Origin of the sequence: Desulfovibrio sp. 1188_IL3213 (genome assembly GCF_036763145.1) — a bacterium.
GTDB lineage: Bacteria > Desulfobacterota > Desulfovibrionia > Desulfovibrionales > Desulfovibrionaceae > Desulfovibrio.
Map to the genome: position 1 here is coordinate 1 of NZ_JBAIYR010000023.1, position 17213 is coordinate 17213.

General features: G+C 56.7%; 14 protein-coding genes, 4 tRNA genes and 1 pseudogene. 3 read left to right on the forward strand and 16 right to left on the reverse strand.

All coding sequences use genetic code 11. From position 1 onward, the window contains the following. Together V6C16_RS02665 and V6C16_RS02670 are read left to right on the forward strand one after the other, a co-directional pair. Positions 1-305 (forward strand): hypothetical protein (locus tag V6C16_RS02665; RefSeq protein ID WP_442886175.1); only part of this gene is annotated, 305 nt, incomplete at its 5' end. Positions 306-632: 327 nt separating this feature from the next. Next, entirely contained in the window at positions 633-1355 is a 723-nt protein-coding gene (locus V6C16_RS02670; RefSeq protein WP_333535508.1) for a B3/B4 domain-containing protein, read from the forward strand. A gap of 91 nt (positions 1356-1446) precedes the next feature. Here the strand turns inward: V6C16_RS02670 and rpoC are convergent, their stop codons facing one another. From rpoC to V6C16_RS02740, 14 genes are all read right to left on the reverse strand, one after another. Beyond that, positions 1447-5616 carry a DNA-directed RNA polymerase subunit beta' gene (gene rpoC, locus V6C16_RS02675; RefSeq protein ID WP_333535507.1) on the reverse strand — a complete coding sequence of 1390 codons (4170 nt, stop codon included), beginning with the start codon at positions 5614-5616 and terminating at the stop codon, positions 1447-1449. A 121-nt stretch (positions 5617-5737) separates the two neighbouring features. After that, the gene (gene rpoB / locus V6C16_RS02680; RefSeq protein WP_333535506.1) at positions 5738-9874 is read right to left on the reverse strand and encodes a DNA-directed RNA polymerase subunit beta; all 4137 of its coding nucleotides are present in this window, start codon (positions 9872-9874) and stop codon (positions 5738-5740) included. Between the two features lie 461 nt (positions 9875-10335). Then, positions 10336-10722: a 50S ribosomal protein L7/L12 gene (gene rplL, locus V6C16_RS02685; RefSeq protein WP_333535505.1), complete on the reverse strand. Its 387-nt coding sequence runs from the start codon at positions 10720-10722 to the stop codon at positions 10336-10338. A gap of 51 nt (positions 10723-10773) precedes the next feature. Beyond that, complete coding sequence (rplJ, locus tag V6C16_RS02690) at positions 10774-11298, reverse strand: 50S ribosomal protein L10 (protein ID WP_333535504.1); 525 nt, start codon at positions 11296-11298, stop codon at positions 10774-10776. A 169-nt stretch (positions 11299-11467) separates the two neighbouring features. Continuing rightward, complete coding sequence (rplA, locus tag V6C16_RS02695) at positions 11468-12175, reverse strand: 50S ribosomal protein L1 (RefSeq protein ID WP_333535503.1); 708 nt, start codon at positions 12173-12175, stop codon at positions 11468-11470. A gap of 175 nt (positions 12176-12350) precedes the next feature. Continuing rightward, complete coding sequence (gene rplK, locus V6C16_RS02700) at positions 12351-12773, reverse strand: 50S ribosomal protein L11 (RefSeq protein ID WP_333535502.1); 423 nt, start codon at positions 12771-12773, stop codon at positions 12351-12353. 173 nt (positions 12774-12946) lie between these two features. Next, positions 12947-13519, reverse strand: coding sequence for a transcription termination/antitermination protein NusG (gene nusG / locus V6C16_RS02705; protein WP_012625254.1), 573 nt, complete (start codon positions 13517-13519; stop codon positions 12947-12949). Between the two features lie 8 nt (positions 13520-13527). Continuing rightward, positions 13528-13767, reverse strand: a complete 240-nt coding sequence (secE, locus tag V6C16_RS02710) for a preprotein translocase subunit SecE (protein ID WP_012625253.1) — start codon at positions 13765-13767, stop codon at positions 13528-13530. A 22-nt stretch (positions 13768-13789) separates the two neighbouring features. Continuing rightward, positions 13790-13866: transfer RNA gene (locus tag V6C16_RS02715), tRNA-Trp, on the reverse strand. A gap of 42 nt (positions 13867-13908) precedes the next feature. After that, on the reverse strand, positions 13909-14058 hold the full coding sequence (gene rpmG, locus V6C16_RS02720) for a 50S ribosomal protein L33 (protein WP_012625252.1): 150 nt from the start codon (positions 14056-14058) through the stop codon (positions 13909-13911). A 4-nt stretch (positions 14059-14062) separates the two neighbouring features. Then, the gene (gene tuf, locus V6C16_RS02725; protein ID WP_333535501.1) at positions 14063-15256 is read right to left on the reverse strand and encodes an elongation factor Tu; all 1194 of its coding nucleotides are present in this window, start codon (positions 15254-15256) and stop codon (positions 14063-14065) included. Positions 15257-15468: 212 nt separating this feature from the next. Continuing rightward, positions 15469-15544 (reverse strand) — tRNA-Gly (locus V6C16_RS02730). A 101-nt stretch (positions 15545-15645) separates the two neighbouring features. Then, a tRNA-Tyr gene (locus V6C16_RS02735) sits at positions 15646-15731 on the reverse strand. Between the two features lie 50 nt (positions 15732-15781). Further along, positions 15782-15857 (reverse strand) — tRNA-Thr (locus V6C16_RS02740). A gap of 162 nt (positions 15858-16019) precedes the next feature. On the opposite strand from V6C16_RS02740, the gene V6C16_RS02745 reads away from it, so the two are divergent. Beyond that, the gene (locus V6C16_RS02745; RefSeq protein ID WP_333535500.1) at positions 16020-16226 is read left to right on the forward strand and encodes a hypothetical protein; all 207 of its coding nucleotides are present in this window, start codon (positions 16020-16022) and stop codon (positions 16224-16226) included. A gap of 388 nt (positions 16227-16614) precedes the next feature. On the opposite strand, the gene V6C16_RS02750 is transcribed toward V6C16_RS02745, so the two are convergent. Continuing rightward, positions 16615-16866 carry an arylsulfotransferase family protein gene (locus V6C16_RS02750; protein WP_333542757.1) on the reverse strand — a complete coding sequence of 84 codons (252 nt, stop codon included), beginning with the start codon at positions 16864-16866 and terminating at the stop codon, positions 16615-16617. Next, positions 16827-17213: pseudogene (locus V6C16_RS02755) on the reverse strand (peptide chain release factor N(5)-glutamine methyltransferase); the annotation flags it as partial. The pseudogene V6C16_RS02755 and the gene V6C16_RS02750, both read right to left, overlap by 40 nt.

A 17213-nucleotide genomic window follows, 5' to 3' on the forward strand; every position in this document is an offset into this window, starting at 1 on the left:
GCGGCGAAGTGGTTCGGGTGAAGGAAGAAAAGGACGGCTTGCGTCTGTGGTGCCTGCTTTTCGGCACGCGCCCGCCCTATGAAGGCACTGTCTGCGCCGTAATAACCACCGATGGGCGTGTGCTGGCGCAGGCCCGCGCGGGTACGGCAGCCAAGGGAGCCCTGCAGCTCTTTATATCCCGGCGCGACCATGCGCAGGATGCGTCCGACAGCAATCATGACAAAACATCTTTCGCCGTGCGGCCCGGCTGCCTTGTCTGCCTGCGTCCTCCGTGTACGCAGTCTCCTCCGGCCCCCACAAGCTGAGCCAACCGGCGTTGCGCGGCATGCACATACGCGCCATATGTGCATGCCGCATTTTTTATGGCGCTTGGGCGGAAGAGGGGGGATTGTACTGCCAGCGCCAGAAGGCTGCCGGAGTTCTATAATGTTGAAACTGCGCTGATGCCTGTGTGAACTGATGTTCTCTGTGCGGGGGCAAGTGCAGTTTTTTCAAATTGTGAAGTGTTATACTGAGCATTTGAAAATGTCAGAGCATTTTAACTTTGAAAAAGCTTAAATGCTTTGGAGGCCGTCCAGAATTGACAGGCTGAAAAATGCGTATAGATTGTCGCAGAGACCACGAGCCTGTGAATGAAGCCCCTGCGCTGTTTTGTGAAATTTTCAAAAAGCGATGAACACCTCATGTCATTTCCCAATGTAACCATTGATGCATCAATAAAAGCTGTATGGCCTGAAGCAGCGCTGGGTTGCCTGTATTACGCTGTCAGCGTGGCATCTGAAAATTCCGCTCTGCTTGAATACTATGCGAATAATGTGGAAGCACAGTTAACACGGCAGCTTGCCACGACGGAGCTTGCGGATATGCCCAATATTCGCGAGGGAAGGTCTGCCTACAAGGCTTTTGGCGCAAACCCCGGCAGATACCGCATTTCGTCAGAAGCGTTGTATCGCAGGCTGCGACAGGGCAAGGCGCTTTATACGGTCAATGCGCTGGTAGATACCAATAACGTGATTTCTCTGGAAACAGGTTTCTCACTCGGCTCGTATGATATGGCCCGTATTGAAAATGACATTGTCTTTAGGCCGGGCATTGCAGGAGAGTCTTACGAAGGTATAGGCAAGTCAATAATACCGTTGGAAAATATTCCTCTTCTGGCTGACCGCTCCGGGCCATTTGGCTGCCCCACCAGTGATTCCACACGGGCCATGATCACTCTGGAAAGCCAGCAGGTTCTGACCGTTTTGTATTCATTTTCCGGCAATGCCGCTCTGGACGCAGCTTTGTCAATGGCTGAGCGTCACCTCACCCGTTTTTGTTTAGTTACAGACATGCAGGTTTTCAAAGCTGGTTAACCTTGCGCAGAAAAGTACCCGGCTTATTGCCGACAACAAGAGGCGCGGGATAATCCCGCGCCTCTTGTGTTGTTGTATTTCCGCAAATGCCCTAGCTGTTCAGATCAACCAGAATGGGGTTTTCTTCAAGCTCTTCAAGGAATTTGTCAGGGCGTTCCTTCTGGTCGGGGACCATGATCTCGCCGTTGACATATTCGCGGTAGCCCGTACCGGCAGGAATGAGGCGACCCACGATGACGTTTTCCTTGAGGCCGCGCAGGTAGTCCATCTTGCCCTTAAGGGAAGCCTCAGTGAGCACCTTGGTGGTTTCCTGGAAGGAAGCCGCCGAGATGAAGGAGGACGTGGTAAGCGAAGCCTGGGTGATGCCGAGCACCAGCGGTTCCGCCGTGGCGGGTTCGCGACCCTCGGCAACAGCTTTCTGGTTTTCCTGCTTGAATTCGCCCTTGTCCACCTGTTCGCCCACCAGGAAGCTGGTGCCGCCGGAATCCAGAATGGTCACCTTTTTGAGCATCTGGCGCACGATGACTTCAATGTGCTTGTCGTCAATGCCCACGCCCTGGAAGCGGTAGACTTCCTGAATTTCGTCCACCAGATAGCGGGCCAGGTATTTTTCGCCCTTGGTGCGCAGGATGTCGTGCAGCTCGGGGTAGCCTTCGGTCAGCGGGTCTCCGGCTTCCACAAAGTCGCCGTCTGCGGCGGTAATGTGTTTGCCCTTGGGAACCAGATATTCCTTGGCTTCGCCAATTTCCGGCGTGACCACCAGCTTGCGTTTGCCCTTGGATTCGCCCGCATAGGTGACCGTGCCCGATATTTCGGAAACCACGGCCATGTCTTTGGGCTTGCGCACTTCAAAAAGCTCGGCCACGCGGGGCAGACCGCCCACGATGTCCTTGGTTTTTGCCGTTTCGCGGGGCTTACGGGCGATGATATCACCGGCCTGGATGTGCTCGCCGTCCTTGACCATGATGATGGAGCCGACGGGCAGGCTGTAGATGGCCGCCGCACCGCCATGACTGCGCTTTTTGACGTTGCCGTTGTCATCGCAGATGGAGATGGCCGGGCGGAAGTTGGTGGTGCGGTATTCCATGATTGTCAGGCTGGCCTGACGGGTGATGTCGTCCACCTTTTCCTGCACGGTCTTGCCGTCAATGATGTCGGTAAAGCGCAGGGTACCTTCTTCTTCGCACACAAAGGGTTCGTTGAAGGGGTCCCATTCGGCCATGACCGTACCCTTGACCACCTCCTGTCCATCATGCACCAGCAGGCGTGCGCCGTTGGGCAGAATGTACTTTTCGCGTTCGCGGCCCTGGGCGTCCACGATGGTCAGCTGACCGCTCTTGCCCAGCACCAGGTGTATGCCGTCCTTGTTGGTAACGGCCTTGACCCGGCTCAGGATGACGCGACCCGCGTTGAGGGCTTCAAACTTGTTCTTTTCAATGGTGCTGGATGCCGTACCACCGATGTGGAAGGTACGCATGGTCAGCTGTGTGCCGGGTTCGCCGATGGACTGGGCCGCGATGATGCCCACGGTCTCGCCCGTATTGACCAGATGGCCGCGGCCAAGGTCACGTCCATAGCACAGGGCGCAGATGCCGCGTTCGGCCTGGCAGGTGAGGGGCGAGCGCACGGTAACGGAAGAGATGCCCTTGTCGCTGATGAGTTCAGCCTCTTTCTCCGAAATAATGGTGTTTTCGGGCAAGAGGATTTTTTCAGGAGCATCGGGATCATACACGGGATAGAGCAGAACGCGGCCAATGATGCGTTCAGACAGGGGCGTTTTGACATCGCCGCCATCCTTGAGGTGGGTCAGCTCAATGCCGTCCACCGTGCCGCAGTCAAGCTCGGACACAATGACGTCCTGCACCACGTCCACCAGACGACGGGTAAGGTAACCGGAGTTGGCCGTCTTGAGGGCCGTGTCCGCCAGACCTTTACGTGCGCCGTGTGTGGAGGTGAAGTACTGCAGCACCGACAGCCCCTCGCGGAAGGAGGAGGTGATGGGCGTTTCAATAATTTCACCCGAAGGCTTGGCCATAAGACCGCGCATGCCCGCAAGCTGGCGCATCTGGTCCTGGTTGCCTCGCGCACCGGAGTTGGACATCATGAAGATGGGGTTGAAGCTCTGGTTTTTCTCCTGCTTGCCGGTCTTGGGATCAGTGAGCACATCGTAGGATATTTCCTTGATCATTTCCGTGGAAACATCCTGAGTGGCCTTTGTCCACACGTCCACCACCTTGTTGTACTTTTCGGTACGGGTGATGATACCGTCGCGGTACTGGTGTTCGATGTCGTCCACTTCAGCCTGGGACGTGGCAAGAATGTCCTTCTTGCGGTCGGGAATGGTCAGGTCCTTGACGCCGATGGTCACACCGGCGCGGGTGGCGAACTCGTAGCCCATGTCCTTGAGCTTGTCGCAAAGAATGACCGTGGCCTTGATGCCGCACTGGCCGTAGGCCGCGCCCACAAGGCGGGCGATATTCTTCTTGGTCAGCACGCAGTTGACGTAGTCAAAGGGCAGCTTTTCCGGAAGAATGTCGCTTACAAGCACTCGCCCGGGCGTGGTGTCATACGTGTGGCCGTCGGGCATGCGCACCTTGACCCGCGCGTGCAGCGAAACCATGCCGCCGTCATAGGCGCTTTCCACTTCCCACGGGGCGCAGAAGCTCATGCCTTCGCCCTTTTCAAAGCTGCGTTCCACCGTCATATAGTAGAGGCCAAGCACGATATCCTGCGAAGGCACGATGACCGGGCCGCCGTTGGCGGGCGAAAGAATGTTGTTGGTGCTCATCATGAGCACGCGGCATTCGATCTGCGCCTCCACAGACAGGGGAATATGCACGGCCATCTGGTCACCGTCAAAGTCCGCGTTGTATGCGGAGCAGACCAGCGGGTGCAGGCGGATGGCCTTGCCTTCCACCAGAAGGGGCTCAAAGGCCTGGATGCCGAGGCGGTGCAGGGTAGGCGCGCGGTTGAGAAGAATGGGGTACTCGCGCACCACTTCAGACAGGATGTCCCAGACAACCAGTTCTTCGCGCTCCACCATTTTCTTGGCGCTTTTGATGGTGGAGGCATGACCGCGTTTTTCCAGCTCCGAGTAGATGAAGGGCTTGAACAGCTCAAGCGCCATCTTCTTGGGCAGGCCGCACTGGTGCAGCTTGAGGTAAGGACCCACGGTAATGACCGAACGTCCGGAATAGTCCACGCGCTTGCCCAGCAGGTTTTGGCGGAATCGGCCCTGCTTGCCCTTGATCATGTCAGAAAGAGACTTGAGAGGGCGGCCGTTAGTTCCCGCAATGGCGCGGCCGCGACGGCCGTTGTCAAAGAGGGCGTCCACAGCTTCCTGCAGCATGCGCTTTTCGTTGCGGATGATGATCTCCGGCGCGCCAAGTTCCATCAGCCGCTTCAAACGGTTGTTGCGGTTGATGACGCGGCGGTACAGGTCGTTGAGGTCGGAGGTGGCGAAACGCCCGCCGTCCAGGGGCACGAGCGGACGCAACTCCGGCGGGATGACGGGAATCACTTCCATGATCATCCATTCGGGCTTGTTGTCCGACTCAAGAAAAGCCTCAACGATCTTGAGACGCTTGGTGAGTTTTTTCTTTTTGGTCTGGCTTTTGGTGGCTTCGCCTTCTTCGCGCAGTTCGGTACGCAGCTTTTCAAGCTCCAGCTCTTCCAGCAGGCTGCGCACGGCTTCAGCGCCCATGCCAACGGTCAGCACTTCGTCGCTGCCGTAGTGGTCCAGAATCTGCAAATACTGGTCTTCGGAAATGACCTGACGCTTCTGCAGATTGGTCTGGCCCGGATCAAGCACGATGTAAGAGTCGAAGTACAGCACCTTTTCCAGATCGGCCATGGTCATGTCCAGCAGGGTGCCGATCTTGGAAGGCAGGGTCTTCAGAAACCAGATGTGGGCAACGGGCGCGGCCAGTTCAATGTGGCCCATACGCTCGCGACGCACCTTGGAAGCAATGACCTCAACACCGCATTTTTCGCAGACAATGCCGCGGTGCTTCATGCGCTTGTATTTGCCGCAGTTGCACTCATAGTCCTTCACAGGGCCGAAGATCTTGGCGCAGAAAAGGCCGTCGCGCTCGGGCTTGAAGGTACGGTAGTTGATGGTTTCCGGCTTTTTAACCTCGCCGTAAGACCATTCACGAATGGCTTCAGGAGAGGCGATGGAAATCTGGATGGCTTTCAGATTGCGGATGTTGGTCACGTTGGCCGACGTGCCGCGAGCGGTGAAAAGATCGTCCAGGCTCATATATAATACCTTGCTTTGGTAAAAGCTCGTTGGAATCGTTAGCTATGCTGTCGTCAGCCGTGAGCGGGCATGCCGCTGACGGCTGACGCAACGCTTGTCCGTGCCCGCCGAATGGGGCGGTTTAAGCCTCGTCCTCGCGTTCTCTCATGTAGCCCGTACGCTTGGGCTTTTTCTTGCCTTCTTCCTGGTGCAGGGTCACGTTGAGCCCAAGGCTCATGAGTTCCTTGACCAGAACGTTGAAGGACTCGGGCAGACCCGCTTCAAGGAAGTTGTCGCCCTTGACTATTTTTTCGTACATTTTCACGCGCCCGGTCACGTCGTCGGACTTGACCGTGAGGAATTCCTGCAGCAGGTAGGCGGCGCCGTAGGCTTCCAGCGCCCACACTTCCATTTCACCCAGGCGCTGGCCGCCGAACTGGGCCTTGCCGCCCAGGGGCTGCTGCGTCACCAGGGAGTAGGGACCAGTGGAGCGTGCGTGGATTTTTTCGTCCACCAGATGGTGCAGTTTGAGCATGTACATGACGCCCGTGGTCACGCGGTTTTTGAAGGCTTCGCCCGTGCGGCCGTCGTAAAGGGTTGTCTTGCCGTCGTTGGCAAGGCCGGCCCTTTCCATCCAGCTCCATATTTCTTCTTCGGTGGCGCCGTCAAAAACAGGTGTTTTGGTCACGATGCCGTTGCGCAGCTTGCTCACGGAAGCCTTGAACTCGTCTTCATCCATCTCGTCCACCAGGGCGTTGATGTCGTCAGAGCTGAAAATGCTCTTTACTTCATCACGCAGCACCTGCATGGCCGCGCCGGAATCCAGCAGTTCTGCCAACTGGCGGCCCAGTTCCTTGGCTCCCCACCCGAGGTGGGTTTCCATGATCTGGCCGATGTTCATACGCGAAGGCACGCCCAGGGGGTTGAGCACAATGTCCACGGGGCGGCCGTCGGCGAAGAAGGGCATGTCTTCTTCCGGCAGAATGCAGGAAACAACGCCCTTGTTACCGTGGCGGCCAGCCATTTTGTCGCCCACAGAAAGCTTACGCTTGATGGCGATGTGCACCTTGACCATCTTGATGACGCCGGGGGGCAGATCATCGCCTTCGGTGACCTTTTCACGCTTGGAATCGTAGATAGCGTGCAGGTAGTCGACCTGCTGGTCGTAAGGCTTGAGGATGTCGGCCACGACATCGTTGACTTCCTTGCTCTTGAAAAGACCGGAAAGCTTTTTCACCGGCAGGCCGGCCAGTATTTCTTCAGTCAGGGCCGCGCCGGCTTCCACCAGCACTTCACCCTTCTTTTTACCAGGCAGGGAAGAAGCCACCTGTTTGCCCACCACGTGCGGGGCCAGCAGGGCGCGGGTGCGATCCGTAAGGGCGCGCAGGTGGTCGGCCTCTTTCTGGTCGAGCACCGCAGTGTCATGCCCCTCAATGGCCAGGGTGCGGTCGTCTTTTTCGCCGGAGCGGCGGTTAAAGACCTTGACGTCAATAATTGTGCCTTCCACTCCCGGGGGAACCTTGAGGGACGTGTTTTTCACATCCCTGGCCTTTTCACCGAAGATGGCCCGCAGGAGCTTTTCTTCGGGAGTAAGCTGGGTTTCGCCCTTGGGCGTGATTTTGCCCACCAGGATGTCGTCGGGCTTGACTGCCGCGCCGATACGGATAATACCGCTTTCATCAAGGTTACGCAGCATGTCTTCGCTGACGTTGGGAATATCGCGGGTGATTTCTTCGGGTCCCAGCTTGGTATCGCGGGCCACAACCTCGAATTCCTCGATGTGGATGGACGTGAAAACGTCTTCCTTCACCGTGCGTTCGGAGATGAGGATGGAGTCTTCATAGTTGTAGCCGCACCAGGGCATGAAGGCCACCACCAGGTTCTTGCCAAGAGCCAGTTCGCCGTCGTCAATGCCCGGGCCGTCAGCCAGGATCTGGCCTTTTTTGATTATCTGGCCGGGATAGCAGCTGGGCTTCTGACCAAAGCAGGAGTTCTGGTTGGACTTGTGGTACTTGAGCAGGTCATAGGCGCGCACGCCGCCCTGTTTTTTGTACACATCGCCCTCGTAGGCCACCACGATGCGATCCGCATCCACGTATTCGATCTTGCCGTCGGCGGGAGCAACGATGCACGCGCCGGAGTCGCGGGCCACGTCCACTTCCATGCCGGTTCCCACAAGGGGCTTTTCGGAACGAAGCAGGGGGACGGCCTGACGCTGCATGTTGGAACCCATGAGCGCGCGGTTGGCGTCGTCGTGCTCCAGAAAGGGAATGAGCGCCGCCGAAATGGAAACCATCTGGCTGGGCGAAATGTCCATAAGGGTCACTTCGTCGCGATGGCGCATTTCCACTTCACCCTTGACACGCACGGTGACGAATTCGTCCACCAGGTTGCCCTGTTCGTCCAGCAGCGCGTTGGCCTGTGCCACCACCTGATCCCCTTCGCGGGAGGCGTCAAGGTGAACCACGTCGTCAGTGACCCGGCCTTCGCGCACCACATGGTAGGGCGTTTCAATAAAGCCGTAGTCATTGACCTTGGCAAAGGTGGTCAAAGAAACGATAAGGCCGATGTTGGGACCTTCGGGCGTTTCAATGGGGCAGATGCGGCCGTAGTGCGAGGTGTGCACGTCGCGTACTTCAAAGCCCGCGCGTTCACGGGTCAGACCGCCGGGACCCAGGGCCGAGAGGCGGCGCTTGTGCGTCACTTCGGAAAGGGAGTTGGTCTGGTCCATAAACTGCGACAGCTGCGAAGTGCCGAAGAATTCCTTCAGCACGGCGGCCACAGGCTTGGGATTGATAAGGTCGTGGGGCATGAGCGTGGAGATTTCCTGCAGGCTCATGCGCTCCTTGATGGCGCGTTCCATACGAACCAGGCCGATGCGGTACTGGTTTTCCACCAGTTCGCCCACAAGGCGCACGCGACGGTTGCCCAGATGGTCAATATCGTCGGCGGGGCCGTGGCTGTCCTTGAGATTGACCAGTACCTTGATGGCCGTGAGAATATCGTTGTCCGTCAGGGTGCGCAGATCGGAAGGCTCGTCCAGGCTGAGGCGCTGGTTGAGCTTGTACCGGCCCACGGGCGACAGGTCGTAATAGTCGGGATTGCGGAACAGGTTGTCGAAGAAGCTGGCCGCAATTTCCGCTGTGGGCGGCGACGAAGGACGCAGACGACGGTAGATCTCCTCCTGCGCCTTCAGCTGATCCGGAATGCGGTCCAGCATGAGGGTGTCGCGGATGGAGGAAGACGTGTCATTACCCTTGGTGTGCAGCACGTTGACGCGGTCAATGCCCGCATCGCGCATGCGATCAAGCAGCCCGGGGGTAATCTCGTCCGCAGCTTCGGCCAGCAGTTCGCCGGTCTTGGGATCTGCCACGTCGGCGGCCAGAAACATACCGTCCAGCGTGTCGGGGCGCATTTCAATGGCTTCAATACCCGCTTCGCAGATAAGACGCCAGCTACGCTTGGTTATGGGCTTGCCCGCCTTGACGATGACATTGCCTTCGCTGTCGACGATGTCGGCATAGGCGTTGTCCTTGCGGTACAGTTCCTTGCGCACTTCCCAGAAGATGGTGTTGCGTTCTTCCAGACGGTAGGTTTCCTGTGTATAGAAGTAGTCAAGGATCTGTTCCTTGCTCATGCCCATCGCCTTGAACAGGATGGTGGCGGGCATTTTGCGGCGGCGGTCAATGCGGACGTAGAGAATGTCCTTGTGGTCAAAGTCAAAGTCCAGCCAGGAGCCACGCATGGGAATGACGCGGCACGAGTACAGCACTTTACGGCTGGTATGCGTCTTGCCGCCATCATGCTCGAAAATGATGCCGGGCGAACGCTGGAGCTGGTTGACGATGACACGTTCTGTGCCGTTTATGATAAAGGTGCCTTTTTCGGTCATGAGGGGCAGGGTTCCAAAATAGATGTCCTGCTCCTTGATGTCACGAATAGTCCGGTTGCCCGAGGCTTCATCTGCATCATACACCACAAGGCGCACTTTAATGCGCATGGGGGCTTCGTACGTCAGGCCTTTGGAAATGCATTCGGCCTGGTCGTATTTGGGCTCGCCTATTTCATAGCTGACAAATTCCAGACTGGCGGTTTTGTTAAAGTCTTCAATAGGAAAGACCGTATGAAAAACGCCCTCAAGTCCTTCGTCAGGGCGGCGTTCGGCTTCTGGAACGCCTTCCTGAAGAAACTTTTCATATGAGTCTATCTGCAGATTCAGCAGATGGGGGATGGGGAGGGAGATCTTGATCTTGCCGAACTGTTTGGTGAGCTGGCCCATGGGTACCTCAAGATAGGTAGCGGTTGCGCCCCGGCGGAGCGACAAAGAAGTATCTGCCGAAGCCGGCGGGCAAAAAACTTGCTGTCACTGCACCCTGAAAGCGTAAGACACGGCGGGAGGCAATTGCTTACTGTGCGGGGTAAGGCGAAAAAAACCCATCCCTGTCTGGGTAAACAGGGCTTGGGCTCGGGTATCTACCTTAAAAATATGTACTTATCCAGTAAGTTATATTAAACAGAAAATGGCCTCCTGTGCCGTTCATGAAAGAGGATACATAATAAGAAATTTACATTTTGGCAAGCTTTTTCTGAAGAAAATTTTCCGCTTGCCAAATATAAACAAAAAATACGCAGTTGGCAAAAAGAAAATACGCCTGCAAAAACAAAAAATCAGCAACAAATTGTGACCAATAAAAAAAGCGGGGCCAGAAGGCCCCGCTAAAAAGCGCGTAAAAAACGTGCTTACTTCACTTCGACAACAGCGCCGGCTTCGGTCAGCTGCTTCTTGGCGTCTTCGGCTTCTTCCTTGGACACGGCTTCCTTCAGGGTGGAGGGGCAGCCGTCAACCTTTTCCTTGGCTTCTTTGAGGCCCAGGCTGGTCAGAGCGCGCACAACCTTGATGACGCCGATCTTGTTGGCGCCGGCTTCCTTCAGGATGACGTCGAACTCGGTCTTTTCTTCAGCGGCTTCAGCAGCGCCACCGGCGGCCGGGGCGGCCACCATCATGGCGGCGGCGGGGGCAGCGGCGGACACGCCGAACTTTTCTTCCAGTTCCTTGATGAACTCGGAAAGTTCAAGAACGGTCATATTGGAGATAAATTCAACAACTTCTTCTTTGGTAACGGCCATGATAGTCTCCTGATCTTTGGCTTAAAGTCGGATGATTGCGGTGATGCACAACTAGGCGGCGTTGGACTTCTGCTCTTCGATACCCTTGAGGGCATAGAGCAGGCCACGCAGCACGTTGGCAAACAGCGACACAAAATTGGTGGGCACGGCGTTCATTGTGCCGAGCAGATGGCCGAGAAGCTGTTCCCTGCCGGGCAGCTTGGCCAGCGCGTCAATCTGGGCGGCTTCAAGAGCCTTGCCGTCCAGGCTGGCGCAGCGCAATTCGAAAAGCTTGCTCTGCTTAGCAAAATCACTCAACGCCTTGGCCACCGCCACAGGGTCATCGAACCCAAAGGCCACGCCGATGTTTTCACGGAATTTGTCCTTGATAACGTCGTGCGTGCCGTCGGTCAGAGCTATACGAGCCAGCGTGTTTTTAACGACGAGATACTCGCCGCCAGCCGTGCGAAGGCTGCCACGCAGGTTCGTCAGCTCTTCCACCGTCATACCCTTGAAGTCCGTCAGCACAGCAAAAGAAGCCCTGTCGGCCTTGGCCTTGATGGCTTCGATAACTGCGGCTTTTTCAGACCTTTTCACGTGATACCTCTCACGTTCGGGGTTGCCAGGTGGAATGCCGAGCCAAAGTAGAAGCGTCTGGGCAGGGCGATTAAGGGCTAAAAAACCCGCCTGCCGTCTTCGACTCGTATTCCTGTTCCTTAGACATTTTGATGGCGGCCTGTAGCCAGGCCGCCATCAAACTTGAAGGCTAGCCTTCAAGAAATTTTTTTACCTGGGTCATGTCCACCTTGAAACCGGGACCCATAGTGGTGGAAACCGCCATGGAAATCAGGTAGGCGCCTTTGGCCGAAGAGGGCTTGAGGCGGTTCACGGTATCAAGCAGAGCCTTGAGGTTGCCGAGGATTTTTTCGGGACCAAAAGAAACCTTGCCAAGGGGAGCATGGAGCACGCCGGCCTTGTCGACCTTGAAGTCAACGCGCCCGGCCTTGAGTTCGGTCACGGCCTTGGCTACGTCAAAGGTAACGGAGCCGGTCTTGGCGTTGGGCATAAGGCCGCGGGGGCCAAGCAGACGACCGATCTGGCCCACAAGAGCCATAACGTCGGGAGTGGCAACAGCAGCGTCGAAGTTGAGGTTGCCGGCTTTGACTTCGGCCACCAGATCTTCCGCACCCACGACATCCGCACCGGCTTCGCGGGCTTCAGCCTGCTTTTCGCCCTTACAGAAAACGGCCACGCGCACGGTCTTGCCAAGCCCGTTGGGCAGGGTAACGGCGCCGCGTACCATCTGGTCGGAATATTTGGGGTCAACACCGAGACGAATAGCCACGTCAACGGTTTCGTCAAATTTGGCAAAGGCCGCGCCCAGCGACTTGCCTACAGCGTCTTCTACGCTGAAGCGCTCCTGAAGGTCTGTGCCTTCGAGAGCATTGCGAAATTTTTTGCCATGTTTGGGCATGAGATAATCCTTGTCGTTTTGCATCTCCTGCCGGTCTTCTGCTTGAGAGAAGGCGGCAGTACAATTGATTTCAACGATGGCGTTGCAGTCGGTTCGCTTGAGCCGACGGGCTGCGCCCAAAGGCCGTTAAAGCTGCAAGGTGCGGTGGGCGAACCCTCCGCGTTGCGGCGCGGCCTTATTTTACGTCAATGCCCATGCTGCGAGCCGTACCCGCAATGGACTTAATGGCAGATTCCAGGCTGGCGGCGTTGAGATCGGGCAGCTTGAGCTTTGCGATTTCTTCCACCTGGGCCAGGGTCAGGCTGCCAACCTTGTTACGGTTGGGTTCGCCGGAGCCTTTTTCGATCTTGGCGGCCTTCATGATCAGCACCGAGGCCGGGGGCGTCTTGGTGATGAAGGTGAAGGAACGGTCGGCGTAGACCGTGATGACCACAGGAATGATCATGCCTTTCTGGTCCTGGGTACGGGCATTGAACTCTTTGCAGAAGCCCATGATATTCAGGCCATGCTGACCCAGGGCGGGACCTACCGGCGGGGAGGGGTTGGCCGCGCCCGCAGGAATCTGCAATTTGATTTTGGCAACTTCTTTTTTGGCCATTTGCTTTGTCCTTCATCAATGCTCGCGCAGATCGGCCGTGGCCGCCGCGCGGGGGCAAGTCATTAAGCAAGGTTAGGTGGCACTTTATGCGGCGTGCTGTTCAAGGGTGCTGCAACCCGCCGTGCGGACCGGGAAAGTGTCCCTTCCGCAAAAACCCTTCTGAAACGAAGGGGCTAGCCTTTGGAAACCTGCGCAAAGTCCAGTTCCACCGGCGTTTGACGCCCGAAAATGGAAACGGAGACGCGCAGCTTCCCCTTGTCGTAGTTAACGTCTTCCACCACGCCGTTAAAGCCTCCAAAAGGCCCTTCAATGACGCGCACCTCGTCACCCCTGTCAAAGTTGAACTTGGGTCTCGGGGTTTCCTGGCGTGTTTCCATCAGTGACAGAATGCGTTCAGCCTCTCCATCACGCATGGGGGTGGGACGGTTTTTGCCGCCCACAAAACCTGTAACCTTGGGTATGGACTGCACCAGATGCCAGGACAGGTCGGTCATGACCATGCGCACCATCACATAACCGGGGTAGAACTTGCGCGTGGATGTGCGCTGTTGTCCGCCCTTGGTCGGTTCAATGACCTTTTCGGTAGGAACCACTACTTCTTCAATCAGACCTTGTTCCTGCCCGGTGCGGCGCAACTCGTTAATGGTTTTCTGCACACGCTGCTCGAAACCTGAGTACGTGTGCACAATGTACCAGCGAGCTTTTTTCGACAGCTCGGAAGTTTCGTCGATAACAGGATCTTTCATATGGGCCTTCAGGACAGTATGGTCTTGATCAGGGATGACAGACCAAGGTCAACCAGCCCCAAGATGACGGCCATCACGGCTACAAAGCCCAACACGGCCAAGGTGGCTTTACGTGTTTCTTTTACCGTGGGCCACGTCACTTTGCGCAACTCGGCCTTGGCGTCTTCTACATAGCGCGCAAAGCGCACAAAGACGTTGGGGGCTTTATCGGCCTTGAGGTCGGCAGCTTGAGCTTGTTTTTTTGCCATGGTGTTGTCCGGAGATAAAAAATGGCAGGGCAGGAGGGATTCGAACCCCCAACATGCGGTTTTGGAGACCGCCGCTCTAGCCGTTAGAGCTACTGCCCTGCGTGCCGTCCGGGGGGCTTAACGCCCCCCGGCGGAATTATGTTACCTGGTTTCGCGATGCACCGTGTGCTTCTTGTCCCAGGGGCAATACTTTTTCATTTCCAGCCGACCGGTAGTATTTTTCTTGTTCTTCCGGGTGCTGTAGTTGCGGCGTTTGCACTCAGTGCAAGCCAGAAGGATGTTGACTCTCATAAAACTACTCGTTGATTTCGGTCACCACGCCCGAGCCAACGGTGCGTCCGCCTTCGCGGATGGCGAAGCGCAGGCCGGCTTCCATGGCGATGGGAGCGATGAGTTCAACAATAAACTGCGAGTTGTCGCCAGGCATAACCATTTCCACACCTTCGGGCAGGCTGATGACGCCGGTGATGTCCGTGGTACGGAAGTAGAACTGGGGACGATACCCGGTGAAGAACGGGGTATGACGACCGCCTTCTTCCTTGGAGAGCACGTACACTTCAGCCTTGAACTTCTTGTGGGGCGTGATGCTCTTGGGAGCGGCAAGAACCTGGCCGCGTTCCACGTCGTCACGCTTGGTGCCGCGCAGCAGGGCGCCGATGTTGTCGCCGGCTTCACCCTGGTCGAGCAGCTTGCGGAACATTTCAACGCCGGTGCAGGTGGTCTTGACGGTGGGCTTGATGCCCACGATTTCCACTTCTTCGCCGACCTTGATGACGCCGCGTTCCACACGACCGGTCACAACGGTGCCGCGGCCGGAGATGGAGAACACGTCTTCAATGGGCATCAGGAAGGGCTTGTCAATGTCACGCACAGGCTCAGGAATGAAGGAGTCGCAAGCGTCCAGAAGTTCAAGAATGCACTTGGCTTCAGGGGCGTTGGCGTCTTCGGATTCCAGGGCCTTCAGGGCGGAACCGCGGATCACGGGTACATCGTCGCCGGGGAAGTCGTAGGAAGAAAGCAGTTCGCGCACTTCCAGTTCCACCAGTTCAAGCAGCTCTTCGTCGTCCACGAGGTCGCACTTGTTCAGGAACACCACCAGTTGGGGCACGCCGACCTGACGGGCAAGCAGGATGTGCTCGCGGGTCTGGGGCATGGGACCGTCGGTAGCCGCCACCACCAGGATGCCGCCGTCCATCTGGGCAGCGCCGGTGATCATGTTCTTGATGTAGTCGGCGTGACCGGGGCAGTCCACGTGAGCGTAGTGACGCTTGTCAGTTTCGTACTCAACGTGCGAGGTGGCAATGGTGATGCCGCGTTCTTTTTCTTCGGGGGCCTTGTCGATTTCGTCATACGAAATGAACTTGCCGCCGCTCTTCAAGTTGGCAACTTTGGTGATGGCCGCGGTCAAAGTGGTTTTGCCGTGGTCGATGTGGCCGATGGTGCCGATGTTTACATGGGGCTTTTTGCGTTCAAATTTTTCCTTGCCCATTGTACGTCTCCCTGGAGAAAATAATGTTTGCGTTTTACCTGCGTTACAAAAAAGTGCTTCAAGCCTTGCGTGTGTAACGCCTGCTCCTCGCGTAACGGCTGCGGCAGTGGGAAAAAAACCGTTGGGCGGCCCGCTGTCCGCATTCAGTCCCTGGACACCAGGGAACGTGCATTGGCGGACGGGTTGACTGAGGGGGAGGAATTCAGCAGGAATGGAGCGGGAAACGGGATTCGAACCCGCAACCCTCAGCTTGGAAGGCTGATGCTCTAGCCGTTGAGCTATTCCCGCACGCTACCGTAGTTCCCCGACAGGCACCCTGTCTCCTACAGCCAAGGCAGTTTTTTGTAACCAGCCACCAACCGTCCAAAAAATGGAAGACGGAAAAGTGGTGGTGGAGGGGGGTGGATTTGAACCACCGAAGTCTTACGACGACAGATTTACAGTCTGTTCCCTTTGGCCACTCGGGAACCCCTCCACTCTTGCCGCAAAGGTCGGGCAAGTGTCCGTCCTTTGTTCAGCGTAATATGGAGCTGGCGATGGGACTCGAACCCGCAACCTGCTGATTACAAATCAGCTGCTCTGCCAGTTGAGCTACGCCAGCGGCAAGAGTGCTATTTAGCCACTTCCGTCCCGCTTGGCAAGTAAAAAATGCATTTTCATGCAATTTTTTTAAAAATCTCGCTTATTCGCCGTTTTTTCGGGCTTGCGCCCAGGCTTCGATTCCAAGAAAAACACTTTTCCAGCGCTGTAGGGGCAGAGTTCTTTGAAAAAAGTCAAACCACTGCCCCGACCGTGGGCGCCTTCAAGCAAAACCGGCGCGGCTGCAAAAGCCCCCGTGCCGGTCCCAATGCTGCGCACGTGTCATGATGGCTTACTTCTTGTTTATTTCAAACCATTTTTTGCCGTCTTTGACGATATAGCCCTTTGGGGAAAGCTTCTTGCCCTTGAGGCCAGAGCAATTTCACTTTGAAATTGCTCTGGCGGCTGCGCGAGCAGACGCCCGCCGCGAAGGCGTAAGCGCAGCTTCAGCCGTTACGACAAAGGAAGTTACGGATGCTTCAAGAGTTGTAACGCGGGAAATTACGCTTGCAGACACCATGTGTAACGAGCGGTTTGTTTCCACACAACCACTGTCGCCATTCGTAAGGCTCGCAGGCTCGCCAACGACTGCCGCGAAGACAGCAGAGCTATTTATTTGCGCGGTTAAACGCCGAAGCGAGCGTGTTTTAAACTTTGAGAATATACATTTTCAAAGTTAATCTGCTCTAGGGTAGTCGGGGCCGTAGCGGTAGGCACGATGAATCATGTTCTGGTACATGTGCGTCACGGGTACGCCTTTGAGGGTGCGTAAAACGTGTTCAGCGTCCAGCATGACAGGGGGGGCCTTCCATGATCGGGCTGACGAATTCCCATACTACCTTTTTATCGCGCGTGACCTCAAAAAGGTGACCATGCTGGGTGGAAGTGACCAGGCAGTTGCCGTTGGGAAACTTTTGCGCTGCGCCCTGGCGATAGCTGAAAAAGCTGTTGCCGTCATTGGCGGCGTATTCCCAGACAATCTTGCCGGTGGTCATGTCCACTTCCAGCACACGGGAGCGGTTGCCCGACATGCCACTGTGCAGCGCTCGAGTCCCGCCATGTCCCTATGGGTGATGGGGGCTTCGAACAGCCCGTGCTGACGCAGCAGCCGGCGCGTGTCTGCGCCCTGTGCCGCGCCGTGCTCCAGCAGTATCCGGCCTCCTGGCATGAGAGCCCATGCGGCGGCCCGTATGGCGGCAGCAAGGTGGGCAAGGCCGTGATCCGGCGAAAAAAGTGCGCTGTGGGGTTCGTGCGCCAGCACTTCTTCCATAACCATGCCCCTCTCGGATTCGGCAATATAGGGCGGATTGCTCACCAGCATGGCGTACGCGCCACGCGACAGGGGCGGGCGGGTCATGTCCCCGGCGAGGCATGTCAA

Excerpts from the sequence above, each read along its gene's own strand:
- V6C16_RS02670 (WP_333535508.1), top strand. The coding sequence starts at position 633 with ATGAAGCCCCTGCGCTGTTTTGTGAAATTTTCAAAAAGCGATGAACAC.
- rpoC (WP_333535507.1), bottom strand. The coding sequence starts at position 5,616 with ATGAGCCTGGACGATCTTTTCACCGCTCGCGGCACGTCGGCCAACGTG.
- rpoB (WP_333535506.1), bottom strand. The coding sequence starts at position 9,874 with ATGGGCCAGCTCACCAAACAGTTCGGCAAGATCAAGATCTCCCTCCCC.
- rplL (WP_333535505.1), bottom strand. The coding sequence starts at position 10,722 with ATGGCCGTTACCAAAGAAGAAGTTGTTGAATTTATCTCCAATATGACC.
- rplA (WP_333535503.1), bottom strand. The coding sequence starts at position 12,175 with ATGCCCAAACATGGCAAAAAATTTCGCAATGCTCTCGAAGGCACAGAC.
- rplK (WP_333535502.1), bottom strand. The coding sequence starts at position 12,773 with ATGGCCAAAAAAGAAGTTGCCAAAATCAAATTGCAGATTCCTGCGGGC.
- nusG (WP_012625254.1), bottom strand. The coding sequence starts at position 13,519 with ATGAAAGATCCTGTTATCGACGAAACTTCCGAGCTGTCGAAAAAAGCT.
- secE (WP_012625253.1), bottom strand. The coding sequence starts at position 13,767 with ATGGCAAAAAAACAAGCTCAAGCTGCCGACCTCAAGGCCGATAAAGCC.
- rpmG (WP_012625252.1), bottom strand. The coding sequence starts at position 14,058 with ATGAGAGTCAACATCCTTCTGGCTTGCACTGAGTGCAAACGCCGCAAC.
- tuf (WP_333535501.1), bottom strand. The coding sequence starts at position 15,256 with ATGGGCAAGGAAAAATTTGAACGCAAAAAGCCCCATGTAAACATCGGC.
- V6C16_RS02750 (WP_333542757.1), bottom strand. The coding sequence starts at position 16,866 with ATGTCGGGCAACCGCTCCCGTGTGCTGGAAGTGGACATGACCACCGGC.